19 protein-coding genes and 2 pseudogenes are annotated in these 23681 nt (G+C 72.2%); 13 read left to right on the top strand and 8 right to left on the bottom strand.

From position 1 onward, the window contains the following. Nucleotides 1–94: 94 nt before the first annotated feature. Together IQ279_RS02500 and IQ279_RS02495 are read right to left on the bottom strand one after the other, a co-directional pair. Nucleotides 95–1135, bottom strand: a complete 1041-nt coding sequence (locus IQ279_RS02500) for an SCO1860 family LAETG-anchored protein (protein ID WP_307792046.1) — start codon at nt 1133–1135, stop codon at nt 95–97. A gap of 249 nt (nt 1136–1384) precedes the next feature. Next, nucleotides 1385–2482, bottom strand: coding sequence for an amidohydrolase family protein (locus IQ279_RS02495; protein ID WP_206346564.1), 1098 nt, complete (start codon nt 2480–2482; stop codon nt 1385–1387). A gap of 95 nt (nt 2483–2577) precedes the next feature. Between IQ279_RS02495 and IQ279_RS02490 the strand changes: the two genes are divergently transcribed. From IQ279_RS02490 to thpD, 5 genes are all read left to right on the top strand, one after another. After that, nucleotides 2578–3180 (top strand): SigE family RNA polymerase sigma factor, encoded by a 603-nt coding sequence (locus IQ279_RS02490; protein ID WP_206346563.1) that lies wholly within the window; start codon nt 2578–2580, stop codon nt 3178–3180. A gap of 372 nt (nt 3181–3552) precedes the next feature. After that, nucleotides 3553–4089: a diaminobutyrate acetyltransferase gene (gene ectA / locus IQ279_RS02485; RefSeq protein WP_206346562.1), complete on the top strand. Its 537-nt coding sequence runs from the start codon at nt 3553–3555 to the stop codon at nt 4087–4089. A gap of 79 nt (nt 4090–4168) precedes the next feature. Next, nucleotides 4169–5437 carry a diaminobutyrate--2-oxoglutarate transaminase gene (ectB, locus tag IQ279_RS02480; protein ID WP_206346561.1) on the top strand — a complete coding sequence of 423 codons (1269 nt, stop codon included), beginning with the start codon at nt 4169–4171 and terminating at the stop codon, nt 5435–5437. Nucleotides 5438–5571: 134 nt separating this feature from the next. Next, nucleotides 5572–5976 (top strand): ectoine synthase, encoded by a 405-nt coding sequence (locus tag IQ279_RS02475; RefSeq protein ID WP_093655460.1) that lies wholly within the window; start codon nt 5572–5574, stop codon nt 5974–5976. 137 nt (nt 5977–6113) lie between these two features. Further along, nucleotides 6114–7013: an ectoine hydroxylase gene (thpD, locus tag IQ279_RS02470; protein WP_206346560.1), complete on the top strand. Its 900-nt coding sequence runs from the start codon at nt 6114–6116 to the stop codon at nt 7011–7013. Nucleotides 7014–7197: 184 nt separating this feature from the next. On the opposite strand, the pseudogene IQ279_RS02465 reads toward thpD, so the two are convergent. Both IQ279_RS02465 and IQ279_RS02460 read right to left on the bottom strand, forming a co-directional pair. Next, nucleotides 7198–8223: pseudogene (locus tag IQ279_RS02465) on the bottom strand (glycoside hydrolase family 53 protein); the annotation flags it as partial. A gap of 251 nt (nt 8224–8474) precedes the next feature. Then, entirely contained in the window at nt 8475–10481 is a 2007-nt protein-coding gene (locus IQ279_RS02460; RefSeq protein ID WP_206346558.1) for a beta-galactosidase, read from the bottom strand. 175 nt (nt 10482–10656) lie between these two features. On the opposite strand from IQ279_RS02460, the pseudogene IQ279_RS02455 reads away from it, so the two are divergent. The 3 genes and pseudogenes from IQ279_RS02455 to IQ279_RS02445 all read left to right on the top strand — a co-directional run bounded on the left by IQ279_RS02455 (nt 10657) and on the right by IQ279_RS02445 (nt 13934). Further along, nucleotides 10657–11948 (top strand): annotated as a pseudogene (locus tag IQ279_RS02455) (ABC transporter substrate-binding protein). Next, nucleotides 11945–12823, top strand: a complete 879-nt coding sequence (locus IQ279_RS02450) for an ABC transporter permease subunit (protein ID WP_206346557.1) — start codon at nt 11945–11947, stop codon at nt 12821–12823. The pseudogene IQ279_RS02455 and the gene IQ279_RS02450 overlap by 4 nt, the downstream one beginning before the upstream one ends. A gap of 79 nt (nt 12824–12902) precedes the next feature. After that, nucleotides 12903–13934 carry a LacI family DNA-binding transcriptional regulator gene (locus tag IQ279_RS02445; protein WP_206346556.1) on the top strand — a complete coding sequence of 344 codons (1032 nt, stop codon included), beginning with the start codon at nt 12903–12905 and terminating at the stop codon, nt 13932–13934. Between the two features lie 94 nt (nt 13935–14028). Here IQ279_RS02445 and IQ279_RS02440 read toward each other — a convergent pair whose 3' ends face one another. Together IQ279_RS02440 and IQ279_RS02435 are read right to left on the bottom strand one after the other, a co-directional pair. Further along, entirely contained in the window at nt 14029–15132 is a 1104-nt protein-coding gene (locus IQ279_RS02440; RefSeq protein ID WP_206346555.1) for an aminotransferase class V-fold PLP-dependent enzyme, read from the bottom strand. Between the two features lie 176 nt (nt 15133–15308). Next, nucleotides 15309–16838 (bottom strand): aldehyde dehydrogenase (NADP(+)), encoded by a 1530-nt coding sequence (locus IQ279_RS02435; protein WP_307792043.1) that lies wholly within the window; start codon nt 16836–16838, stop codon nt 15309–15311. Between the two features lie 194 nt (nt 16839–17032). On the opposite strand from IQ279_RS02435, the gene IQ279_RS02430 reads away from it, so the two are divergent. The 5 genes from IQ279_RS02430 to IQ279_RS02415 all read left to right on the top strand — a co-directional run bounded on the left by IQ279_RS02430 (nt 17033) and on the right by IQ279_RS02415 (nt 20629). After that, nucleotides 17033–17830, top strand: a complete 798-nt coding sequence (locus IQ279_RS02430; RefSeq protein ID WP_206346554.1) for an IclR family transcriptional regulator — start codon at nt 17033–17035, stop codon at nt 17828–17830. Between the two features lie 94 nt (nt 17831–17924). Beyond that, entirely contained in the window at nt 17925–18650 is a 726-nt protein-coding gene (locus IQ279_RS02425; protein WP_241027391.1) for a hypothetical protein, read from the top strand. 40 nt (nt 18651–18690) lie between these two features. Then, a complete protein-coding gene (locus tag IQ279_RS28610; RefSeq protein WP_307792041.1) occupies nt 18691–19374 on the top strand; it encodes a hypothetical protein in 684 nt (227 codons plus the stop codon). 5 nt (nt 19375–19379) lie between these two features. Beyond that, nucleotides 19380–19958, top strand: a complete 579-nt coding sequence (locus IQ279_RS28605) for a sensor histidine kinase (protein ID WP_307792094.1) — start codon at nt 19380–19382, stop codon at nt 19956–19958. Nucleotides 19959–20005: 47 nt separating this feature from the next. Then, entirely contained in the window at nt 20006–20629 is a 624-nt protein-coding gene (locus IQ279_RS02415; RefSeq protein WP_241027514.1) for a response regulator, read from the top strand. A 94-nt stretch (nt 20630–20723) separates the two neighbouring features. On the opposite strand, the gene IQ279_RS02410 is transcribed toward IQ279_RS02415, so the two are convergent. Further along, nucleotides 20724–22070 (bottom strand): pectate lyase family protein, encoded by a 1347-nt coding sequence (locus IQ279_RS02410; RefSeq protein ID WP_206346553.1) that lies wholly within the window; start codon nt 22068–22070, stop codon nt 20724–20726. 180 nt (nt 22071–22250) lie between these two features. Then, nucleotides 22251–23597 carry an ABC transporter substrate-binding protein gene (locus tag IQ279_RS02405; protein ID WP_206346552.1) on the bottom strand — a complete coding sequence of 449 codons (1347 nt, stop codon included), beginning with the start codon at nt 23595–23597 and terminating at the stop codon, nt 22251–22253. Nucleotides 23598–23681 lie beyond the last annotated feature (84 nt).

The following is a 23681-nucleotide window of genomic DNA, read 5'->3' as shown; positions in this document are numbered from 1 at the left end:
CGCCGCGCGAAGCGGCGGTGGGCCCCCGGGCGGGGGCCCACCGCCGCTTCACCGCCGCCGGTCCGGCCCTGGGGCCGGACCGGCGGTGTTCGGGTCAGGCGTCGGCCGCGCCGGAGGCACGGCGGCGGCGCAGCATCAGCAGCCCGCCGCCCGCGGCCACGAGCGCCAGGGCTCCGCCGGCGACGTACGGCGTGGCCGAACTGCCGCCGGTCTCGGCGAGGTTGCCGGTGGGCTTCTCGCCGGACGACTCCGAGCCGGTCTGCGGCCGCGGGTCGTTCCCCTTGCCGTCGGTGGAACCGGCGGAACCGGCCGAGCCGCTGTCACCACCGGTGGAACCCTCGGTCGAGCCCTCGGTGGAACCCCCGGTCGAGCCACCGCTGCCGCTGGTGGAGCCCCCGTCGGCGGAGCCGCCACCGGTGGACCCCCCCTCGATGGAGCCGGTGGAGCCGCCCCCGCCACCGGGCGTCTCGCAGGCCGCCTCCACCAGGGTCACCCGGCCCTCGACCTCGGCCACGCCCAGGTTCGCCGGGTCCACCGCGACATCCAGCCTCAGTGCGGTGGCGGCGGCCGTACGGGTGGTGGTCACGGTCTCGGCCAGCTTCAGCTCGACCGTGCCCACGCCACCCACCTCGACCGAGGTGGTGCCGTCGGCCTTCACCGCGACCTTCTTGCCGAGCACCGTGACGGTGCCGGGGATCTCGGACTCGGCGGTCGGCCGGGCCCCGGCCTCGCACACGGCTCGGGAGGTGACCAGCTCGGTCCTGACCAGGGGCCGCAGCAGTCCCGGCACGTACACCTCGGCCTCGGTCAGGTTGGAGCGGCCCTCGGCCTTCCCCTTCTCCACCGTCGCCTCCGAGGTGGCGGCCTTCGCGTCCAGCATGGTGAACGGCTTGCCGCCGTGCACGCCGTCCACGCGGGCCTCCAGCAGGGTCTCCTCGGCGCTCCGGGGCGCCCGGACCGCGTTGAGCTCGGTCTTCAGCGGTACGGCGGCGCCTCCCTTGAGCAGAGAGACCTCCAGGCTCGCCCGGAGTACGGCCGCGCTCGCCGCGCCCTCGTCGCCGGCGGCGTCCGCGGGCGCGGCGGTGGCCCCCACCAGAGCGGCGGCGGCGAGCAGACCGTAGACAGACTTGTTCACAGGTGAAACCCCCACAAATTGCATGACGTCACCGGCGGCCAATGGGGGACATCGCTCACACCGGTGACTGAGACCACGCCATTGTTGACCCACGTAGTGCGAAAGAGCGAACACACAGCGTTAGTTCACTCGAAAGAGTCACATCGGTCGCAGTTTTCGATTAGCGCATCATGGGTATCGCACCGCGACTCCACAGGGCGGCCGCACAGCCCCTTCCACCGCGGGCCCCGGCGCACCCCGCAGCACGCCTCACCGCACCCGGCGTCCCCTGAGCAGCACCGCCCGCGGCGCGGCCAGCACCCGTACGTCGGCCCGCGGATCCGCCTCGTAGACCACCAGGTCCGCCTCGGCGCCCTCCTCCAGCCCCGGGCGCCCCAGCCAGGCGCGGGCCGCCCAGGTGGTCGCCGACAGGGCCTCCACCGGCGGGATGCCCGCCGCCACCAGCTCCGCGACCTCGTCGGCGACCAGCCCGTGGGGCAGCGAGCCGCCCGCGTCCGTGCCGACGAAGACCGGGATGCCCGCGTCGTAAGCCGCGCGCACGGTGTCGTAGCGACGCTCGTGGAGCCGCCGCATGTGGTCGGCCCAGCGGGGGAACTTCTTCTCGCCACCCTCGGCGAGCCGGGGGAAGGTGGCGATGTTGACCAGGGTGGGGACGATGGCGACGCCCCGCTCGGCGAAGAGCGGGATGGTCTCCTCCGTCAGCCCGGTGGCGTGCTCGACGCAGTCGATCCCGGCCTCCACCAGATCGCGCAGCGAGTCCTCGGCGAAGCAGTGGGCGGTGACCCGAGCACCCTCCTCGTGGGCTGCGGCGATGGCGGCCTCCACCGCGCCGCGCGGCCAGCAGGCGGCCAGATCGCCCCGCTCGCGGTCTATCCAGTCGCCGACGAGTTTGACCCAGCCGTCGCCGCGCCGCGCCTCGCGCCGCACATAGGCAGCCAGGTCCCCGGGCTCGATCTCGTGGGCGTAGTTGCGGATGTAGCGCCGGGTGCGGGCGATGTGGCGGCCGGCCCGGATGATGCGCGGCAGATCCTCGCGATCGTCGATCCACCGGGTGTCGGCCGCCGATCCCGCGTCCCGGATGAGCAGCGTCCCGGCGTCGCGGTCGGTGAGCGCCTGCTTCTCGCTGGTGGCGTCGTCGACGGCGCCGTGGGCGTCGAGCCCGACGTGGCAGTGCGCGTCCACCAGCCCCGGCAGCACCCAGCCCTCGACCGTGGCCGTCTCCAGCGGACCGGTGGGCCGCTCGTAGGTGATCCGTCCGTCCACGACCCACATCTCGCCCTGGACGTCGTCGGGGCCGGGCCCGGTCAGGATCCGTCCCCGGATGTGGAAATTCCCGCACTCGCTCATATGCCGCACTGTACGAGTCCCCTGTTACGCTCACGCAGCCGCAGGGGGTCGTGGCACACCACTTCACAGGATCCATCGAGCCCTGAGGAGGCCGCGTGGACGCCCCCGCCGAAGACTTCCACGCCTTCTTCGACCGGCACTACGCCGACCTGTCCCGCTTCGCCTATCTGCTGCTGGGAGGCTTTGAGGGGGCCGACGACCTCGCCGCCGACGCACTCGTCGCGGTGTGGCGCCGGTGGGACAGCGTGCGTGCCGGCGGGCATCCGCTGGCGTACGCGCGCAGCGTGGTCGCCGGCATGGCGCGCACCCGGCAGCGTAGCCTGCTGCGCGAGCACCGCCGGATCGCCCTGTTCTGGTCGCACCGGCCCGACCGCATCGACGATCCGGACGTGCCCGCGGTGCTGGACGTGCGCGACGCGCTCGCCCGGCTGCCGCTGCGCAAGCGGGCGTGCGTGGTGCTGCGGCACGCCTTCGACCTGTCGGAGAAGGAGACCGCCCGCACTCTGGGCATCTCGGTCGGCACCGTCAAGAGTCAGACCTCGCGCGGCATCGCCGAGCTGGAGCGGATGCTGGCGCCGGCCCGGACGGCCCCCGGCCGTGCGCACGGGACCGTACGGGTACTGCGCGCCGGACCGGTGCCGGCTGAGGAGGGACTTCCGCCGAGTTCCCCGAAGAACCTCACGATCCGGTTTCGCTGAGGTATCTTCCATGAATCGAAGATGAATTTACGGGCATCTCATCAGAATAGAATCCCGAAATCCTTATGCCCGCTCGTACGAGACTTAAACACTAAGATTTGATATCGGCGAACCGCGTATTTCGGACACGTTCCGCGCTCGTTATGGATCTGTGACGGACTCAACATCGGTTCCTCTTTGCCCGGAAAATACGGGGCATACCAGGCATAACGCAGCGCTCTTCGTGCGCGTGCGCACCCACGCGCGATAACACATAACACGCGCCTGCGGAACCCCTTACCTCGATGTGATTTGAGTTCGCTCTGGGTAAATTGGATTTGCATGACCGCCGCACAAGCAGACCATGCAGGTGCCCACAGAAAGACCGTCGAAATGCCGGAGGGACTGAAGCTCGACGCGCCCCGCGTGGAGGACGGCGCAGCGATCTGGCGGATCGCGCGCGACTCCCGGGTCCTCGACCTCAACTCCTCCTACAGCTACCTGCTGTGGTGCCGCGATTTCGCCGCCACCTCGGTGGTGGCGCGCGACGGCGCCGGTGAGCCGGTCGGTTTCATAACCGGCTACGTCCGGCCGCAGCACCCGCGGACCCTGGTCGTCTGGCAGGTCGCCGTCGACCACGGGCAGCGCGGACGCGGCCTCGCCGCGGCGATGCTCGACGGGCTGACCACCCGTGCCGCCGAGGAGCTTGGCATCGACGGGATCGAGACGACGATCACCCCTGACAACACCGCCTCCAACCGACTGTTCACCTCCTACGCCGAGCGCCACGGCGCGCCGGTACGGCGCGAGGTCCTCTTCGAGGGCGCGCTGTTCCCGGAGGAGGGGCACGAGCCCGAGGTGCTGTACCGGATCGGGCCCGTCCCCACCCTGGCCTCCGCCGCGCCTCCACCGGCCGCCGCCGGCGGCTGACCGCCGAGGGGCGCGCCGCACCGCGCCCCGGCCCCCAGACCTCTCACTCCTCTCGCAATCCATCTCCCAGGAGATCGCTGTGACCATGACCCAGCCCGACCTGAGCATCTTCCAGACCCTCGAATCGGAGGTGCGCAGCTACTGCCGCGGCTGGCCCACCGTCTTCGACCGGGCGCGTGGCAGCTACATGTACGACGAGGACGGCCACGCGTTCCTCGACTTCTTCGCCGGCGCCGGATCACTGAACTACGGCCACAACAACCCGGTCCTCAAACGCGCCCTGCTGGACTACCTGGAGCGCGACGGCGTCACCCACGGCCTGGACATGTCCACCACGGCCAAGCGCGCCTTCCTGGAGACCTTCCAGGAGGTGGTCCTGCGGCCGCGCGGCCTGGACCACAAGGTGATGTTCCCCGGCCCGACCGGCACCAACGCCGTCGAGGCGGCCCTGAAACTGGCCCGCAAGGTCAAGGGCCGGGAGTCGATCGTCTCCTTCACCAACGCCTTCCACGGCATGTCGCTGGGCTCCCTGGCCGTGACCGGCAACGCCTTCAAGCGCGCCGGCGCCGGCGTCCCCCTGGTCCACGGCACCCCGATGCCCTTCGACCGCTACCTCGACGGCAAGGTCGAGGACTTCCTGTGGTTCGAGCGGCTGCTGGAGGACTCCGGCTCCGGCCTGAACCGCCCGGCCGCCGTGATCGTCGAGACGGTCCAGGGCGAGGGCGGCATCAACGTCGCCCGCGCCGAGTGGCTGCGCGCCCTGGCCGACCTGTGCAAGCGGCAGGACATGCTGCTGATCGTCGACGACATCCAGATGGGCTGCGGCCGCACCGGCGCCTTCTTCTCCTTCGAGGAGGCCGGCATCGTCCCCGACATCATCACCGTCTCCAAGTCCATCAGCGGCTACGGGATGCCGATGGCGCTGACCCTGTTCCGGCCCGAGCTGGACGTGTGGGAGCCCGGCGAGCACAACGGCACCTTCCGCGGCAACAACCCCGCCTTCGTCACCGCCGCGGCCACCCTGAATACCTACTGGGCGGACGGGCAGATGGAGAAGCAGACGCTCGCCCGCGGCGAGCAGGTCGAGGCAGCCCTGCGCGCCATCGCCGCCGAGCACCCCGAGGAGGTGGCCGACGTCCGAGGCCGCGGCCTGGTGTGGGGCATGGAGCTCCACGACAAGGCCCGTGCCGGCTCCGTGGCCTCCCGCGCCTTCGAGCTCGGACTGCTCATCGAGACCTCCGGCCCCGAGAGCGAGGTCGTCAAGCTGCTCCCGGCACTGACGATCTCCCCCGAGGAGCTGGACGAGGGCCTGCGCATCCTGGCCCGCGCGGTCCGCGAGACCGCCTGACACCCGCGGCACCGCCCGTCCCCGGCGCCCTTCCGGCGCCGGGGGCGTCCGGTCGCCGCACGCACCACCCGAATGGCCCATCCCGCAGGTTTTTCCCGCGGATGGGCCTCTGACCGGAAAGGCACCACTTCACCGTGATCGTCCGATCGCTACAGGAAATCGAGGACACCGACCGCCACGTCAGGTCCGCCTCCGGCACCTGGGAGAGCAAGAGGATCGTGCTCGCGAAGGAGCGTGTGGGCTTCTCGCTGCACGAGACCGTGCTCTACGCGGGCACGGAGACCTCGATGTGGTACGCCAACCACGTGGAGGCCGTCCTCTGCGTCGAGGGCGAGGCCGAGCTCACCAACGACGAGACCGGCGAGAAGCACTGGATCACCCCCGGCACCATGTACTTGCTGGACGGGCACGAGAAGCACACACTTCGTCCCAAGACGGACTTCCGTTGCGTCTGCGTCTTCAACCCGCCGGTCACCGGCCGTGAGGACCACGACGAGAACGGCGTCTACCCCCTGCTCACCGAACCGGACGAGAGCTGACGCACCGCACCGGCCGAGCCAGACGGGCCGGTGCGGACGGCAGCCGAGACCACACGGGAGGCCCTGGCGAGAGAACCCGCAGCGAAGCGGCCACACGCGGGTACAGGGCCGCACGATGAGGAGAGGAAGGCAGAACCATGACCACCGCACCCGAACGCACCGCAGACCTCTACCCGACCCGGGGCGCCTCCGAGGTGATCACCCCGCGGCAGGACCCCACGGTGTGGTCCGCCCCCGGCACCCCGGGGCCGATCGAGACCGCGGACCTGGAGTCCTACGACCGGGACGGTTTCCTGGCGATCGACCAGCTCATCACCCCCGATGAGGTGGAGATCTACAACCGGGAGCTGAACCGGCTGGTCTCGGACCCGCTGATCCGCGCGGACGAGCGTTCGATCGTGGAGCCGAAGTCCCAGGAGATCCGCTCCGTCTTCGAGGTTCACAAGATCAGCGAGGTCTTCGCCAACCTGGTGAGGGACCCGCGGGTGGTGGGCCGCGCCCGTCAGATCCTGGGCTCGGACGTGTACGTCCACCAGAGCCGGATCAACGTCAAGCCGGGCTTCGGGGCCTCGGGGTTCTACTGGCACTCCGACTTCGAGACCTGGCACGCCGAGGACGGTCTGCCGAACATGCGGACGGTCTCCGTCTCGATCGCCCTGACCGAGAACTACGAGACCAACGGCGCTCTGATGATCATGCCCGGTTCGCACCGGACGTTCCTCGGCTGCGCGGGTGCCACGCCGAAGGACAACTACAAGAAGTCCCTGCAGATGCAGGACGCGGGCACGCCGTCCGACGAGGCGCTGACCCGGCTCGCCGGTGACCACGGCATCCGCCTGTTCACGGGCAAGCCCGGTTCGGCGACCTGGTTCGACTGCAACTGCATGCACGGTTCCGGGGACAACATCACCCCGTACCCGCGCAGCAACGTCTTCATCGTCTTCAACAGCGTGGAGAACACCGCGGTGGAGCCGTTCGCGGCGCCCATCCCGCGCCCGGGGTTCCTCGGCACGCGGGACTTCACCCCCGTGAAGTGATCACCTCCCATGAGGTGACCGCTCACATGAGGTGAGGAGCACACCGCACACCGTTCCCCCGCCGGGCCGTCCCGTACGGCCCGGCGGGGACGGGACGCGCAGACGAGGGTGGGGGTGGGACCGCGGCCGCGGTCCCACCCCCACCCTCACCGCCCGCCGGCCCGCGGGCGGGCACCGGCGTGTGTCAGCCGCGGCCGAGCACCTCCAGCGCCGGGAGGGCGCGGCTGTCGTAACCGAAGAGCGCCTGGTTCTCCCAGCCGTTGCCGGAGGCCGGATCGGCCGGGTCCCAGCCGTTGCCGGGCACGGCGGTCCAGGCCGGCTCCCACCAGAACAGCCCCAGGCCCCTCCCGCCCGGCACGGCGGCTACGACCTCCGTGATGTCGCGCAGCCAGGCGGCCTGCCCCACGGGCGTCGCCGGATAGCCGGGGACCAGCTCGGAGGGCCGGTCGATGATGTTCTCCAGGAAGTCCGCGCTGTCCAGCCGGAAGGGATAGGCGGTCTCCGCGACGAAGACACCCTTGCGGTACCGGGCCGAGACGTCGTTCAGGTTGGCCCGGAGATCGGCCGGCGTGCCGTGCCAGTACCCGTAGAAGGACAGGCCGACCGCGTCGAAGGGCACGCCGTGCACCACCGCGTTGTCGAACCACCACCGGGTGTCGGCGCCCCGGCCGCCCTCGGCGAGGTGGAGGGCGACCCCGATACCGGGCGAGGCGGCGCGGGCGGCCTCGGCTCCGGCGGTGAGCAGACCCGCCAGGCGGGGCCAGTTCTCGGCCGAGCCGTCGGGCCACAGCATGCCGCCGTTGATCTCGTTGCCGATCTGGGCCATGGCCGCCGGTGTGCCCTGTGCCCGCAGCGCGCCCAGGATGTCGGCGGTGTGGTCGCGCACCGCCTGCTCCAGCGCGGGTCCGTGGAGGTTCTCCCAGGCGGCGGGCTTGAACTGCTTGCCGGGGTCGGCCCAGGTGTCGGAGTAGTGGAAGTCGACCAGGAGCCTCATGCCCGCCGCGTGCAGCCGCCGGGCCGTCCGCAGGACGTGGGGCTTGGTGTTGTAGCCGTCGGCCGGGTCCACCCAGACCTTCAGACGGCCCCAGTTGACCCCGGCTCCCGCCAGGATCCGTACCGCGTCGCCCCTTCGACCGTCGGCGTGGCGGTAGACGCCGCCGAGGTCCTCGCTCTTGGCGAGGGAGGAGAGGTCGGCGCCGCGGATGCGCAGCCTCGGCGCGGCCGCGGCCGTACCGGGGACGGCGCCGGCCAGGACGGGGGCGGCGAGAGCGGCTGTTCCCAGCCGCAAGGCGGTGCGTCTACGCATGGCTGTGCCCTTTCTTCCGGTGTTCCGACGGGCCCCGGCAGGGCTCTGCCGGGGCTCTGACGTGCTTCTCGCGGGGACTGGGGATCTCGCGCCGCTCCGCGCCCCTCTCCGGCCCGCCCCGGGGAACGGCCCGGCCGTGCGGGGCGGGCCGGGGCTCAGCCGTCGAGGCGGACCACGCGGACCCCGCCCGGGGGGACCTCGAGCCGGCCGGCCACGCGGGCGCCGCCGAGCAGTTCGGTGCCGGACGTCTCCAGCGGCACCTTGGCGTCGGCGCCGGTGTGGTTGAGGACGAAGAGGTAGGTGCCCGACTCCCCGGAGCGGCGCACCACCTCCACGTCACGGGGGATCTCCTCGCGCGGGGCGATGCCCGCGTCAGCGCAGGCCGCGGCCAGCACGGCGTCGAGCCCGCCCGGGCCCAGCCGCGTCGAGACGTACCAGGCGGTGCCCTCGCCCGACCGGTTGCGGGTGACGGCGGGGCCGCCCCCGGCCGGGCCGTCGCAGTAGGACCACACCGCCTCGGCGCCCCGCGCCACGACGGTCTCGGCCCACACGTCGGCCTCCAGCGCACCGGCCCCGGGGCCGCTGACGGTCACGGTCCGACCCGCCCGCAGCGGCTGGAACTCCTCGACCGTCAGCCCCAGCACCTCCCGCAGCGCGCCCGGGTGGGGGCCGGGGTGGACGGCGTCGTGCTCGTCGACGATGCCGGAGAAGTACGACACCACCAGGGTGCCGCCGCCGGCCACGTAGTCGCGCAGGTCCTCCCCGGCCTGTGCCGTGGTCAGGTAGAGGGCGGGGACCACCACCAGCGGATAGGCGGCCAGAGCGGCCGCGCCGGCGTGCGGGGGGACGAAGTCGGCCGTCAGACGGCGGTCGAACAGGGCCGCGTACCAGGCCTCGGCGCGCTCGCGGGCGTCGAGGTCCTGGCTGGGGCGCCACTCCAGCTTCTGCGCCCACCACGACTGCCAGTCCCACACCACCGCCACGTCCGCGACGGTGCGGGTGCCGCGGATCTCCTCCAGCGCCGCTACGTCCGCGCCGAGCGAGACCACCTCGCGCCAGATCCGGCTGTCGGTACCGGCGTGCGGGACCATCGCCGAGTGGAACTTCTCCGCACCGAAGCGGGAGGCGCGCCACTGGAAGAACATCGCCCCCTCCGAACCGCGGGCGATGTGTGCCAGGGAGTTGCGGGCCATCTCGCCGGGGCGCTTGGCGATGCCGCGCGGCTGCCAGTTGACGCCGCTGGTGGAGTGCTCCAGCAGCAGCCACGGCTCGCCTCCGGCGACCGAGCGGGTCAGGTCGGCGGCCATCGACAGATTGACGTGGTTGCGCTCGTCCTCGGCCACCAGGTAGTGGTCGTTGGTGACGATGTCCACCTCGCGGCCCCAGGCCCAGTAGTCGATGGTGTCGCACTGGGTGGGCGAGACCATGAAGTTGGTGGTGACGGGGACACCCGGGGACAGCTCGTGCAGCAGGTCGCGCTCGCGGCGGAAGTTGGCCAGGGCGCTGTCGCTCGCGAAGCGGGCGTAGTCCAGGCGTTGGGCGGGGTTGCAGACGGTGGGGGTGGCCCGGGGCGGGGCGATCTCCTCCCAGTCGCCGTAGGTCTGCCCCCAGAAGGCGGTCCCCCAGGCGGCGTTGAGCTCCTCCAGGGTGGTGTGGCGCTCCCGCAGCCAGGTGCGGAAGGCCGCGGCGGAGGTCTCGCAGTAGCACTCCAGGACGGGTACGCCGTACTCGTTGTGGACATGCCACATCACGACCGCGGGATGCCGTCCGTAGCGCTCGCCCAGCGCGCGGGCGATCCGGGCGGAGGCCTCCTGGTAGGCGGGCGAATTGTGGCAGACCGCGCCGCGTGAGCCGAACTCCCAGCGCACGCCCTCCCGGCTGACGGGCAGCGCCTCGGGATGGGCGCGGTAGAACCAAGCGGGCGGCACCACGGTGGGGGTGGCCAGGTCGACGCCGATGCCGGCCTCGTGCAGCAGATCGAGGATCCGGTCGAGCCGGCCGAAGTCGAAGACGCCCTCGGCCGGCTCGATCATCGCCCAGGAGAAGATCCCGACGCTGACCGTGGTCACACCGGCCTCCCGCATCAGCGCGACGTCCTCGTGCCAGACCTCCTCGGGCCACTGCTCGGGGTTGTAGTCGCCGCCGTAGGCGAGGCGCACCATACGACCTCCTGGGTCGAAGCTCCGGCCCGAGTGGGCCGGAGTGAGACAGAACTGGGAACGTTCACAGTCGCTTGTCGACTGCATCACATAGAAAACATCAAGCTCCGAACCATTGACAAGAGCCAGTTCACTTTCTCCACTGTGCACGTTCACAGCGCCTTGTCAGGGAGGAAAAATGAACCACCGCACCGTCGCGGCGTGCACCGCGGCCGCTGTCGCGGCAGCCGCACTCACCGGCTGCGGCTCCTCGGGCGACGACTCCGCCGCCGGCCCCGCGGAACTGACCTACTGGGCCTGGGCGCCCGGCATGGACAAGGTCGTCGACCTCTGGAACGAGGAGAACCCGGACGTCCAGGTCACGGTCAAGAAGCAGGCCGGTGGCGACGATCTGGTGACCAAGACCATCACCGCCGCCAAGGCGGGCGAGGCCCCCGACCTGGTGCAGGCCGAGTACCAGGCGCTGCCCACCCTGGTCGGCAACGATGTGCTGGCCGACATGTCCGGCGAGGTGGCCGGTGCGGAAGAGGAGTTCGCCCCCGGGGTGTGGCAGCAGGTCACCCTGGGCGGCGACGCGGTCTACGCCCTCCCCAGGACTCGGGACCGATGATGTTCTACTACCGCTACGACCTGTTCGAGGAGTACGGGCTGACGGTGCCCACCGCCTGGGAGGAGTTCGCCCAGACCGCCCGCACGCTCAAGGAGAAGGCCCCGGAGAGGGACCTCACCACCTTCTCCAGCAACGACGCCGGCCTCTTCGCCGGCCTCGCGCAGCAGGCCGGCGCACGCTGGTGGACCACCGAGGGCCAGAAGTGGAAGGTCGCGATCGACGACGAGGCCACCCGGAAGGTCGCCGACTTCTGGGGCTCCCTGGTCGAGGAGGGTGCGATCGACAACCAGCCGATGTACACCCCCGCCTGGAACAAGGCCCTCAGCACCGGCAAGCAGATCGCCTGGGTCAGCGCCGTGTGGGCCCCCGGCACGCTCACCACCGCCGCCCCCGACACCAGGGGCAAGTGGGCGATGGCACCGCTGCCCCAGTGGGCCGACGGCGCGAACACCACCGGCAGCTGGGGCGGCTCGACCACCGCGGTCACGAACGACTCCGAGCACAAGGAGGCCGCCGCACGGTTCGCCACCTGGCTGAACACCGACCCCGAGGCGCTGAACGCCCTGGTGCGCGAGAGCGGCGTCCACCCGGCCGCCAAGGCGGCCCAGAGCGGCGGAGCCCTCGACCGGGCCCCGGACTTCTTCCCCAACCAGCCCGACTTCTACGAGCGGGCCGCAAAGATCGCCCGGGGTACCGCCCCCGCGGCATGGGGCCCGAACGTCAACGTCACCTACAGCACCTTCAAGGACGCCTTCAGCAAGGCCGCCAAGAACCGCTCCGGTTTCGACTCGGCGCTGCGGACCATGCACGAGGCGACCGTGGCGGACCTGAGGAAGCAGGGCTTCGGAGTCGCCGAGTGACACCGGCGGCCGCGGCGACGCGCACGGCACCGGCCCGCCGCGGCGCGCGGGCCGGCGGTGTGCGGCGGGCGCCGTACCTCTTCCTGCTGCCCGCCACCGCCCTGTTCCTGCTCTTCTTCGCCCTCCCCGTCGGGTACGCCCTCCACCTGAGCCTGCGCCGGGTCGAGGTCAAGAGGCTCGGCCTGGGCGCGGGGGCACGCCAGGAGGTGTGGGCCGGCCTGTCGAACTACACGGACGCCCTCACCGACCCCGAACTGGCCGCCGGCGCGCTGCGGGTACTGGGCTACGGCCTGATCGTCGTGCCCGTCATGCTCGCACTGGCCCTGGTCTTCGCCCTGATGCTGGACGCCGACCGGGTCCGGGGCCGCTCCTTCACCCGGCTGGCGATCTTCCTGCCGTACGCCCTCCCCGGGGTGATCGCGGCGCTGCTGTGGGGTTTCCTCTACCTGCCCGACGTCAGCCCGTTCCACTTCGTGCTCGGCGAACTCGGCCTGCCCGCGCCCGATCTGCTCGACGGCGGGGCGCTCTACGCCGCGCTGGCCAACATCGCGGTGTGGGGCGGCACCGGCGAGTGGCGGATCTTCCGCTCCCTGGCGCTGCCGATGATGCTGCCGGGCCTGGTGACGGTCTTCCTCTTCCAGTTCGTGGCGATCTGGAACAACTTCCTGCTGCCGTACATCATGCTCGGCGACGACGAGAAGTTCCCCGTCACGCTCGGACTGTTCACCCTGCTCCAGCAGGGGTCCGCCACCCCGGCCCTGTACACCCTGGTCATCGCCGGGGCCCTGCTGGCCGTCCTGCCGCTGATCGCCCTGTTCCTGGTGGTCCAGCGGTTCTGGAGCCTGGACCTGCTGTCCGGAGCGGTGAAGGCCTGAGGCCGCCAGGTGTGTGAGGATCACGGACAATTGCCCGGAAGCCGGGGAGACGGGGGAGAGAAAAGAGGATGGGTACCGCATGAGCGGCAGTGAGCGGCGGCGCCCGCCGACGATCCACGACGTGGCGCGGGAGGCCGGGGTCTCCCGCGGCACGGTCTCGCGGTTCCTCAACGGCGGACACAACGTCAGCCCGGCCGCGGCGGACGCGGTCAGGGCCGCGATCCGCAGAACGGGCTACGTCGTCAACCGGCACGCCCGCAGCCTGATCACCGGCCGTTCCGACTCGGTGGCCTTCCTGCTCACCGAACCGCAGGAGAAGCTGTTCGAGGACCCCAACTTCAACGTGCTGCTGCGCGGCTGCACCCAGGCGCTGGCCGCGCACGACATCCCGCTGCTGCTGATGATCGCCGGTACGCCCGCCGAGCGGCGCCGTGTCATGCGCTACGTCACCGCGGGCCATGTCGACGGCGTCCTGCTGGTCTCCAGCCACACCGGCGACCCGGTGGCCGAGCAGCTGACGAAGGCCGGCATACCGGTGGTCGCCAGCGGCAAGCCGATCGACCGCAGCGGGCGCACCGCCAGGATCGCCCACGTGGCGGCCGACGACCGCGACGGCGCCCGCGACATCGTGCGGCACCTGGTCTCGCTCGGGCGCCGCCGCATCGCCACCGTCGCCGGGCCGCCGGACACCCCCGGCGGGGTGGACCGGCTGGCGGGCTGGCGCGAGGTGCTGGCCGGGGCCGGGCTCCCCGCCGGCGACGAACTGGTCGCCCACGGCGACTACAGCCGCGACAGCGGCCGGCGCGCCGCCGCCGAACTCCTCGATCGGACACCGGATCTGGACGCGCTGTTCGTCGCCTCCGACCTGATGGCGCGCGGTGCGCTGACCGCGCTGGAGCGGGCCGGGCGGCGGGTGCCCGACGACGTCGCCGTCGGCGGCTTCGACGACTCGCCGGCGGCCGTCGCCGGACTCCCGGAGCTGACCACCGTCCGCCAGCCGTGGGACCGGATCAGCTCGGAGATGGTACGGGTGCTGCTGGGCCTGATCGGCGGTGAGGAGCCGTCGGCGGTGATCCTGCCGACCGAGCTGGTGCGCAGGCAGTCGGCATGACCGCAGGGCCCCGGGCGGCGGCCTTGTTCACGGACCGCGTGACCGGGGCCCGGAGCCCGGGGCAGCGGCCACGCGGTGTCCGCGGCCGCGCGGGTCACCCCCGGGGCAGCGCCGCCAGCAGCCGGTCCACGTCCTCGGCCGTGTTGTACAGGTGGAAGGCCGCGCGCAGGTTCCCCGCCCGGACGGACACCTCCACCCCCGCCTCCCTCAGCGCCTCGGCCGCCCCGCCCAGGCGGGGCACCGCGACGATGGCCGAGTCGCCGGGCACCGGGCGGTGGCCCAGCCCCGCGGCTCCGGCGCGGAAGCGGGCGGCCAGGGCCCTGTCGTGGGCGCCGATCGCCTCCTGCCCGGCCTCCTCGACCAGGCTCAGGGAGCGCTCGGCGCCCAGGTAGGGCAGGAAGGCCGGGGAGAGGTCGAAGCGGCGGGCGGAGCGGGCCAGCTCCTCCACCGTCCCGTAGCAGCTGTCCCAGGGACGCTCCCCCGCGATCCATCCGGCCTGCAGCGGCACCAGGTCCCCGCCGTCCCCGGGCACGGTGAGGAAGGAGGTGCCACGCGGGCACAGCAGCCACTTGTAGGCGCCGCAGACGGTGTAGTCGAAGGCGTCCGCGTCCAGTGGCAGCCAGCCGGCGGCCTGGGTGGTGTCCACCAGGGTGCGGGCTCCGTGGGCCCGCGCGGCCCCGGCGACGGCGGCGAGATCGGCGAGGCGGCCGTCGGCCGACTGCACGGCGCTGACGGCCACCAGCGCGGTGCCTGGCCGGACGGCGTCCGCCAGCTCGTCCAGCGCGGCGGTGCGCAGCTTGAGGTCGGCGCGCACCGCGAACGGGTTGACCAGGGAGCTGAAGTCGCCGTCGGCCACCAGCACCTCGGCGCCGGGCGGCAGCGAGCCCGCCACCAGCGAGACGTGCGCGGAGACGGCCGCCCCCAGTGCCACCCTGTCCGGGGTCAGGCCGGCCAGCCGGGCGAAGCGGGCACGCGCCTGCTCGATCACGGCGAACCAGCGCGTCATGTCGATACGCCCCTCCACCGTCTCCCGCACCGCCTCTCGCAGGACGTCGGCGGTACGGGCGGGTGTCAGGCCGTGCGAGGCGGTGTTCAGATAGGCGGTCGTCGGCGCGAACTCGGCGCGCACGAGGTCGCGCAGAGCCGGCGGACGCGGCGTCTTCGGCTGGTCGGATGCTCCCGGCGTTGAGGTCTCCATGCACGCCACTGTGTCGCCCCGGTTCGCTCCTGTCCATGGCGAATTGTCTTGGGCGACCTCAAAGCATCGCTTATGGCCAGAGGACTTCCCCCCCCCTTCCCCGCCCCCCGGAAGCGCCCGTGGCCGCCCTCCGCGGAGGGCGGCCACGCAGGGAGAGGTCCGAGGACCCCGGGCGCTCAGCCCTCGCGGCGCCCGTCCACCCGGCGCGGCAGACCGAGCGGGTTGTCGTCGCGCAGCTCCTCGGGCAGCAGCGCCGGCGGAGTGTCCTGGTAGGCGACCGGGCGCAGCCAGCGCTCGACGGCCGTGGCGCCGACCGAAGTGGAGGTGGAGGTGGTGGCCGGGTAGGGGCCGCCGTGGTGCTGGGCGGGGGCGACCGCGACACCGGTGGGCCAGCCGTTGACCAGGACCCGCCCGGCCAGCGCCGTCAGCTCGCCCAGCAGCCGGGCCGCGGCGCCGCCCTCCTGCCCCGCCTCCTCCTCGGCGATGTGGAGGGTGGCGGTGAGGTTGCCGGGCAGCTTGGCCAGCACGGCGCTGACCTCGCCGGCGTCCCGGTAGCGGGCGACGACGGTGACGGGCCCGAAGCACTCCTCCAGCAGCAGGGCGTGCCGCTCGGAGCCGACGAGCCGCTCCGCCGGGACGGCCAGGAAGCCCGCACCCACGCTCTGCTCCTCGCCCCCGGCCGCGGCGACCGGCGCCGTCACGTCCTCCAGCTCCGCCCGTGCCCTCACCCCCGCCAGGAACGCCTCGCGCATCCGGGTGTCCAGCAGCGGCCCGCGGGCGGCCCCGGCGACGGATTCGGCCAGGGCCTTCAGCAGCCGGTCGCCGGCCTCGCCCTCGGGGGCGAGGACCAGCCCCGGCTTGGTGCAGAACTGCCCCGAGCCCAGCGTCATCGACCCGGCCAGCCCGCCGCCGATCTCCTCGGCGCGCTCCTTCGCCGCCGCCTCGGTGACGACGACCGGGTTGAGGCTGCCCAGCTCGCCGTGGAAGGGGATGGGGACCGGACGGGCCGCGGCGGCGTCGAACAGCGCCCTGCCGCCCCGGATCGAGCCGGTGAAGCCGGCCGCGGCGACCAGCGGATGCCTCACCAGCTCCACACCCGCGTCGAAGCCGTGCACCACACGGACGACGTCCTCGGACAGACCTGCGCGGACGGCCGCCCGGCGCAGCGCGGCCGCGCACAGCTCGGAGGTGGCCGGATGGTCGGGGTGCGCCTTGACCACGACCGGGCAGCCCGCCGCGAGCGCGCTGGCGGTGTCGCCGCCGGGGACGGAGAAGGCCAGCGGGAAGTTGGAGGCCGCGTAGACCGCCACGACGCCCAGGGGGATCTTGTAACGGCGCAGATCGGGCCGGGGCGGGGCGAGCGAGGCGTCCGCGTGGTCGATGACGACGTCCAGGTACGCGCCGTCGGCGACCTCGTCGGCGAAGGCGCGCAGCTGGTAGGTGGTGCGGCCCAACTCGCCGTTCAGCCGGACCTCGCCGAGAGCGGTCTCGGCGTCCGCGGTGGCGACGATCTCACCGCGTGCGGCCTCCAGCTCCTCGGCGGCCGCACGCAGCAGGGCGATCCGCGCGGTGCGGCCCGCCAGCCCGCCGCGGACGGCGTGGGCCGCGCGTACGGCCGCGTCGACATCGGCCGCCGTGGCCTCGGCCGCGACCTGTTCACGCCGCTTCCCCGTCCTGGGGTCGACACTCCACACTGGTACTGCCACCGCTGAACTCCTTCTTCGAAACGGCCGCCGACCGGACGACGGCAGGGGGCGACGGGACCGGCGGGGGCGCGTCCGGGATCCCGGACTCCTGAGACTGTCCCCCCGGAGACCTTGTTCGATATACTGAACGCCGTCCCTATGTGTGAATAACCATATGGGACTCTATGGCCGGTCGAGCGAAAGGGTCAAGGTCGATGCCTTCTGCGCACGGGGACGCCCCCGGCAGGAAACCGGAGGCGGGCGGGGCACAGGTCAAGTCGGCGGTACGCACCGTGGAACTGCTGGAGTTCTTCGCCGGCAAGCCCGGCATGCACACCCTCGCCGCCGTCCAGGAAGCCGTCGGCTACCCCAAGTCCAGCCTCTACATGCTGCTGCGCACACTCGTGGAGCTGGGCTGGATCGAGACCGACGCCACCGGCACCCGCTACGGCATCGGCGTGCGCGCCCTGCTGGTGGGCACCTCCTACATCGACGGCGACGAGGTCGTGGCCGCCGCCCGTCCCACCCTGGACCGGCTCTCCGACGACACCACCGAGACCATCCACCTCGCCCGGCTGGACGGCACCAACGTCGTCTACCTCGCCACCCGCCAGTCGCAGCACTACCTGCGCCCCTTCACCCGGGTGGGACGGCGCCTGCCCGCGCACTCCACCTCCCTGGGCAAGGCCCTGCTGGCCACCTACGGCGACGACCAGGTCCGCGCGATGCTCCCCGAGAGCCTGGCACCACTGACCGAACACACCATCACCGACCGCGAGAAACTCATCGCGGAACTGCACCAGATCCGCGAACAGGGCTACGCGGTCGACCGCGAGGAGAACACCCTGGGACTGAGCTGCTTCGGCGTCGCCATCCCCTACCGCACCCCCGCACGGGACGCCATCAGCTGCTCGGTCCCGGTCGCACGGCTGACCCCCGCCCACGAACAGACCATCAAGGACGCCCTGTTCGACGCACGCGACCGGCTCGCCCTGGCCACCCGCCACCTGTAGCCCCACAAGTCGCAGACCGCCTCCCCCGCACGGGGGAGGCGGTTCCACTCCCGGCAGGAAGCGCGGCGCAGGGCCGGGGCGGGAACGTGGAGCCATGACACCCACGCACACCACCCCGGACCCCGACAGCGCCGGCACCGCGCCCCGCACCACCCGCACCGGCCCCCTGCGCCGGCTGCTGCGCGCCACCACCATCGCCGCCTGCCTGCCGTACCTGGCCCTCAAGACCGCCTGGCTGTGCGGCCTCCACATCGGCATCCCGGAGGGCAGCGCACCGCGCGCCCCCGAGAACACCACCTCACTGGCCCTCGCCAACTCCCTGACCGTGGCGATGGACGCCGCGGTCGTCGCCCTCGTCCTCGTCCTCGCCCTCACCCTCCCCCGAGGCAGGCGACTGCCCGCCTGGCTGACCGCCCTGCCCCTGTGGACCGCCACCGGACTGCTCACCCCCATCGCCATCGCCGTCCCCGTCCTCTCACTGCTGGCGGCCGCCGCCGCGACGGGCGTGCTGCTGCTCGCCTTCCCCACCGGCCGGGCCGCATCGATACGGCTGCGCACCGCCGTCGCCCTGGCCTGGACCGGAAGCAGCGTTCTGGCCACCAGAGGCGGCTGGTCCCTGCTGACCGGCGTCTTCAACGACGGCATGGTGGATCCGTCCCGGCAGGACACCGCCCTGATGACACTGACCTACTCTGTGGAGGTGCTCGCCGGGATGCTCGTACTCGCCACCGGAGCCCACCTGTTCGCCGAGCGGGCCGCCCGGCCGGCCACCGGGCGCACACCGGCCGCCGCACACCCCCGGCACACCGCCGCCGAGTGACCGGAGGGCCAGGACGACCAGGACTGTCGGGGTGGGCAAGGTGAGCGGGACGCGCGCGGAACACCTCCGGCGGCTGCGGCTGCGCTGGGTCCACCTGCTGCTGGGCGGCGCGCTGCTGATGCCGTACTTCCTGCTGACCACCGTGGTGATCTCCGTCGCCGTACCCGGCGCCGACCCCCTGCGGCAACCGGGCTGGCAACTCGCCGCATACGGACTGTCCCTGCCACCGGCCGCCGCCACCGCGCTCCTCCCGCTGACCCGCACCCTGGAGAGCACCGCCGCACGGACACTGTGCCGCACCCCCGGCGAGGAACCCACCACCGCACCGGCCACCTCCTGGGCCGCCCGGCGACGCACAGCGGTGTGGTTCACCCTCCACCTCGGGCTGGGCGCACCGGTCAGCGGCGCCACCCTGGCCATCCCGCCCACCGCGGCGGTGCTGACGGCCATGCCCTTCTCCCCCGAACTGCGCGAAAGCCGCTGGCAGTGGCACTGGAACACACCGGACACGGCCCTGTGGACAGCACCGGCGACCGCGGCCGCCCTGCTCGCCGCCCTGGTGGCGGCGGTGTGGGCAGCGGGCGCCCTGCTGGCCCGCTGCGCCCCCGCCCTGCTCGGCCCGCACCCGCGGACCGGCTGGCCGCCGCCGAGGCCCGCGCCGCCGCGCTCGCCGCCCGCGACCGGATCGCCCGCGAACTGCACGACTGCGTCGGCCACGCACTGAGCGCGGTGGCACTCCAGGCGGGCGCGGCCCGCACCGTACTCGGCTCCGACCCGGAGTTCGTCCGCCGGGCACTGACCGCCATCGAGGAGACCGCCCGGCACACCACCGGCGAACTCGACACCGTGCTGGGAATGCTGCGCGAGGACGGCGAGACACCCTCGCGCACCCCGGCCGGACCGACCCTCGCCCAACTCGGCGCCCTGCTGGAGCGGACCCGCGCCGGCGGCACACCCGTGACCCTCACCACCGGCCCCGCCCCCTGGCGGGAGACGCCGAAGCTCCTGCCCGAGACGGTGTCCCGGGAGGCGTACCGCATCATCCAGGAGGGCCTGTCCAACGCACTGCGCCACGCGGGCCGGGCACCAGTCACCCTCTCGCTCACCCTCCGCGACGAGGAACTGCTCATCACCATGGACAACCCGCTGCGCCCCCGAAGCCGCCCGCACCGGCCCCGCCCCGGCGGCGGCACCGGCCTGCACGGCACGGCCGAACGGGCCGCCGCACTCGGCGGCCGCGCCCAGGCCGGCCCGCTGGAGGGCAACTGGCGGCTGACCGTACGCCTGCCCCTGGGAGGAGAACGGTGAACGACACCGGCACCTCCCCGCTGCGGATCGTCGTCGCCGACGACGAGATGCTGGTGCGCACCGCACTGCGGGCCATCCTCGGCGCGCAGGACGGCATGGAGGTCACCGGCGAGGCCGCCACCGGCGCCGAGGCCGTCTCCACCGTCCGCGCCCTGCGCCCCGACGTGGTGCTGATGGACGTGCGCATGCCCGAACTCGACGGCATACGCGCCACCGAGCACCTGCTGGAGACCATGGGCGAGGACGCACCCCGGATCCTGGTGGTGACCACCTTCGAGAATGACTCCTATGTCTACGACGCCCTGCGCGCGGGCGCCGCGGGCTTCCTCCTCAAACGCTCCGCGGCCGAGGAAATGGTCGCGGCCGTAAGGCTGGTGGCCCGCGGCGACTGCCTGCTGTTCCCCGCCGCCGTGCGCTCCCTGGCCGTCCGTTACGCACCGCACCACCGCGGCCGGAGCCTGCGCACCCGGCTTACCGGACGCGAGGCGCAGGTGCTGCGGCTGATGGCAGGCGGCCTGACCAACGCCGAGATCGCCGACCGGATGGCGGTGGGAGCCGCCACCGTCAAGACCCATGTGGCCGCCGTCCTCGCCAAACTCGGCGCACGCGACCGCACCCAGGCGGTCATCACCGCCTACGAGAGCGGCTTCGTCACCCCCGGCCCGCACTGACCCGATGGGTGCCGCGTCCGGCCCCGGTGCCGCACCGGGGCCGGACGGACGGTGGCGCCGGCTCCGGCCGGGAGCACACCGCGTCAGGCGGCGCTCACCTGCGGCCCTTTCCGTCCCTGACCTTGATCTCCCCGGCTCCGGCGTACCAGTCCACCAGGTACGGGACGGCCAGCGGGTGGTGGACGCGGGTGCGCAGGGCCGGGGTCCAGCCCGCGTCGTCGCCCAGGAGGCGGTCGGGGTTGGCGGCGTTGTAGGCGCCCAGCAGGTCCACGTACCGGCCGTTGACCCAGTTGTTCCGCTCGGTCATGGAGGTGCCGGGGGTCCACTGGCGGATGGTGTCGGCCGGGGTCAGGCCCTTGTGGAGGGTGAAGGCGTTGTGCTCGGCGACGAGCGCGGCCTCCTTGCCGATGCCCCAGGTGTAGCCGTACTTGGCGTCCTCGTTCTGCTTGAAGTGGTTGTTGTAGGCGTCCACCTGGCCGAAACGCACACGCGGGGCGCGCTCGTTGACGTCCTCGAAGAGATTGTGGTGGAAGGTGGTGCGCAGCTTGCCGCGGTCGTCGGCCTCGGCCTTGTCGCTGTTGCCCAGCAGGATGGTCTTGTCGTGCTCGGTGAAGACGTTCCAGCTCACCGTCACCAGATCGGCGCCGCGCACGATGTCGAGCAGGCCGTCGTGCTGCTGGAAGAGCTGCCCGAAGTAGCGCGGCTGCCCGCTGTCGGGGCGGCGGCCGTCGGTGAAGGTGTTGTGGTCGATCCAGACGTGGCGGGAACCGTAGACGACGACGTTGTCGTACTCGGAGTTCCAGGCTCCGCTCTCCCCGTCGGTGGGGTCCCACTGCGGGAAGCAGTCGTAGGTGTCCTCGAAGGTGATGTTGCGGACGATGACGTTCTCCACGCCCCGGATCTGGAGGCTGGCGCCGAGGATGGTGGCGTCATCGCCCACGCCGATCAGGGTGGTGTTGGAGCCGACGTTGAGCTTGACCCGCTTTTCCTGCTCGTCGGCCGAGGCGGCGCGGGCCTCCTCCATCGGTCCCGAGGGTTCGGTCTCGCCCCAGACGTCGGGATCGTACGCCTGGAGGTACTTCTCCAGGGTGTAGCCGTCGCGCTGGTAGTCCTCGCAGTTCAGCGGCCGTCCCTGGTCATCGGCGTTGCCGTGGACCGTGCCCTTGACCTTGATGATCTTCGGCGTGTCGTCGCTGTCGTTCAGCGCCGCGGCCAGCTCGGCGCGGTTGGTGACGGTGAAGACGTGGTCGGCGTCGGCGGCGGCGCCGCCGGTGGTGCCGTCCTCGGCCGAGGCCCAGCCGTCGTTCTTCGACAGGACGGCGCGGGTCTGGTCACCGCCGTGGCGCGGTGCGGCCTGGGCGGGTACGGCGAGGGCCGCCAGGACGAGTGAGGCACATCCTGTCAGGGCTATGACACGTGCTTGGCACACTTTTCTCTGCACTGCGACTCCTTCAGACGTGTTCGGTCGTGCGGGTCGTGCGGGTCGTGCGGGGTATGTCCGGGTTCCGGGTACATCCGGGGCTCCGTGGGCTTCCGGTGGGCGCGGACGGCGCGGCGGGCCGGCCCCCGGGCGGGTGCGGCGGGGCGGTCCGGTGCGGTGCCGCCCCGCCGCGGAGGGGCGTCAGCCCTTCTGCTCGCTCCACTCGGCCTGGGCCTCGTTGAGCCGCTTCGCCAGGTCGTCGGCGAACTCCTTGGCCGTCATCCGCCCCAGCAGCAGCTTCTGGAAGTTGGGCTCGGTGTCGGCCTTGCTGATGCTGTTCCAGTCCGGCAGGTAGTACGGCAGCTGGACGATCTTGGTGTTCGGGTCGTCGAGCGACTCCATGGCCGCCTTGGTGGGCTTGGCCTTGTTGATCCACTCGTCGTCCGCGGCGTCGGTGTGGGCGGGGATGGCGCCCGCGGACTCGTTCCAGAGGCTGTTCATCTCGGCGGACGCGGCGAACTCGATGAACTTCCAGGCCGCCGCCTTGTTCCCGCTGGACTTGAACAGCCCGAGCCCGTCGACCGGGTTGGACACCAGGGTGCGCGGGCCGCCCTCGGAGGAGGGCGGCATCGGCAGTCCGTCGACGCCGTCCTCGCCGAACGCCTTCACGTGGTCGGTGTAGGAGCCCAGGTTGTGCTGGAGCATGCCGACCTCGCCGCCGGTGAAGGTGGCGACCATCTTGGTGAAGTCGTTGTTCAGGTCGGCCTTGGGCGTGTACTTGTTGTACAGGCTGACGTACTCCTCCAGCGCCTTGACGTTCTCGGGGGCGTTGACGGTGGTCCTGTCGCCGTTCCAGAAGCTCTCGACGCCGGACTGGGCGTACATCATCTCCAGCGCCTGGGCCACGGAGCCCGCACCGCCGCGGATGGTGAAGCCGAACCGGTTGTTCTTCCTGTCGGTCAGCTCCTCGGCGGCCGTGTAGAAGTTCTCCCAGCTGGTGGGCCCCTCCAGACCGGCCGCCTCGAACAGGTCGGTGCGGTACCACAGCACGCCCTGGTTGGCGGAGGTCGGGACGGTGAACATCTGGTCCTTCTCGCCACCGGCGGCCTTGACGCTCTCGACCATGCCGTTGACCAGCTTGCCCTTCAGGGGGCCTTCCTCGATCCGGTCGCCGACCGGGTCCAGGGCGCCCTGGGCGACCATGTTGGCGAGGTAGGCCGTGCCGACCATGCCGACGTCCGGCAGGCTGTCGCCGCCGCCCTGGATGGCGGTGTCGTACTTGGACTGCACGTCGGCGATGGGTATGCCGACGTACTCCACGTCGATCTCCGGGTTCTCCTCCTCGAACCTGGTGATGATCTTCTTCCAGACCTCGGTGCGCACACCGCCGTTGTTGTCCCAGAAGACGATCTTCCCCTCGCCCTCGCCCTCGCTGCCCGTCTCGGTGCCCGAGCCGCCGCAGGCGGTGGCGGTCAGGGCCAGGGACGCGCTGATACCCAGGGCCAGCAGGGTGCGGGCACGGGGTCTGCGGCTGTTGTTTCCACTCATCGTCGAGTCTCTTTCCTGGTCGTGCGTTTCCGCTTGGGTGTTCGTGGGTCGGGGATGCGGGTTGTCCTGGGGATGGATCGTGCG

The sequence above is a fragment of the Streptomyces verrucosisporus genome (genome assembly GCF_017114865.1).
Taxonomy (GTDB): domain Bacteria; phylum Actinomycetota; class Actinomycetes; order Streptomycetales; family Streptomycetaceae; genus Streptomyces; species Streptomyces fenghuangensis.
Note: the sequence above shows the minus strand (reverse complement) of the source record. Positions and strands in the feature narration are given on the sequence as shown.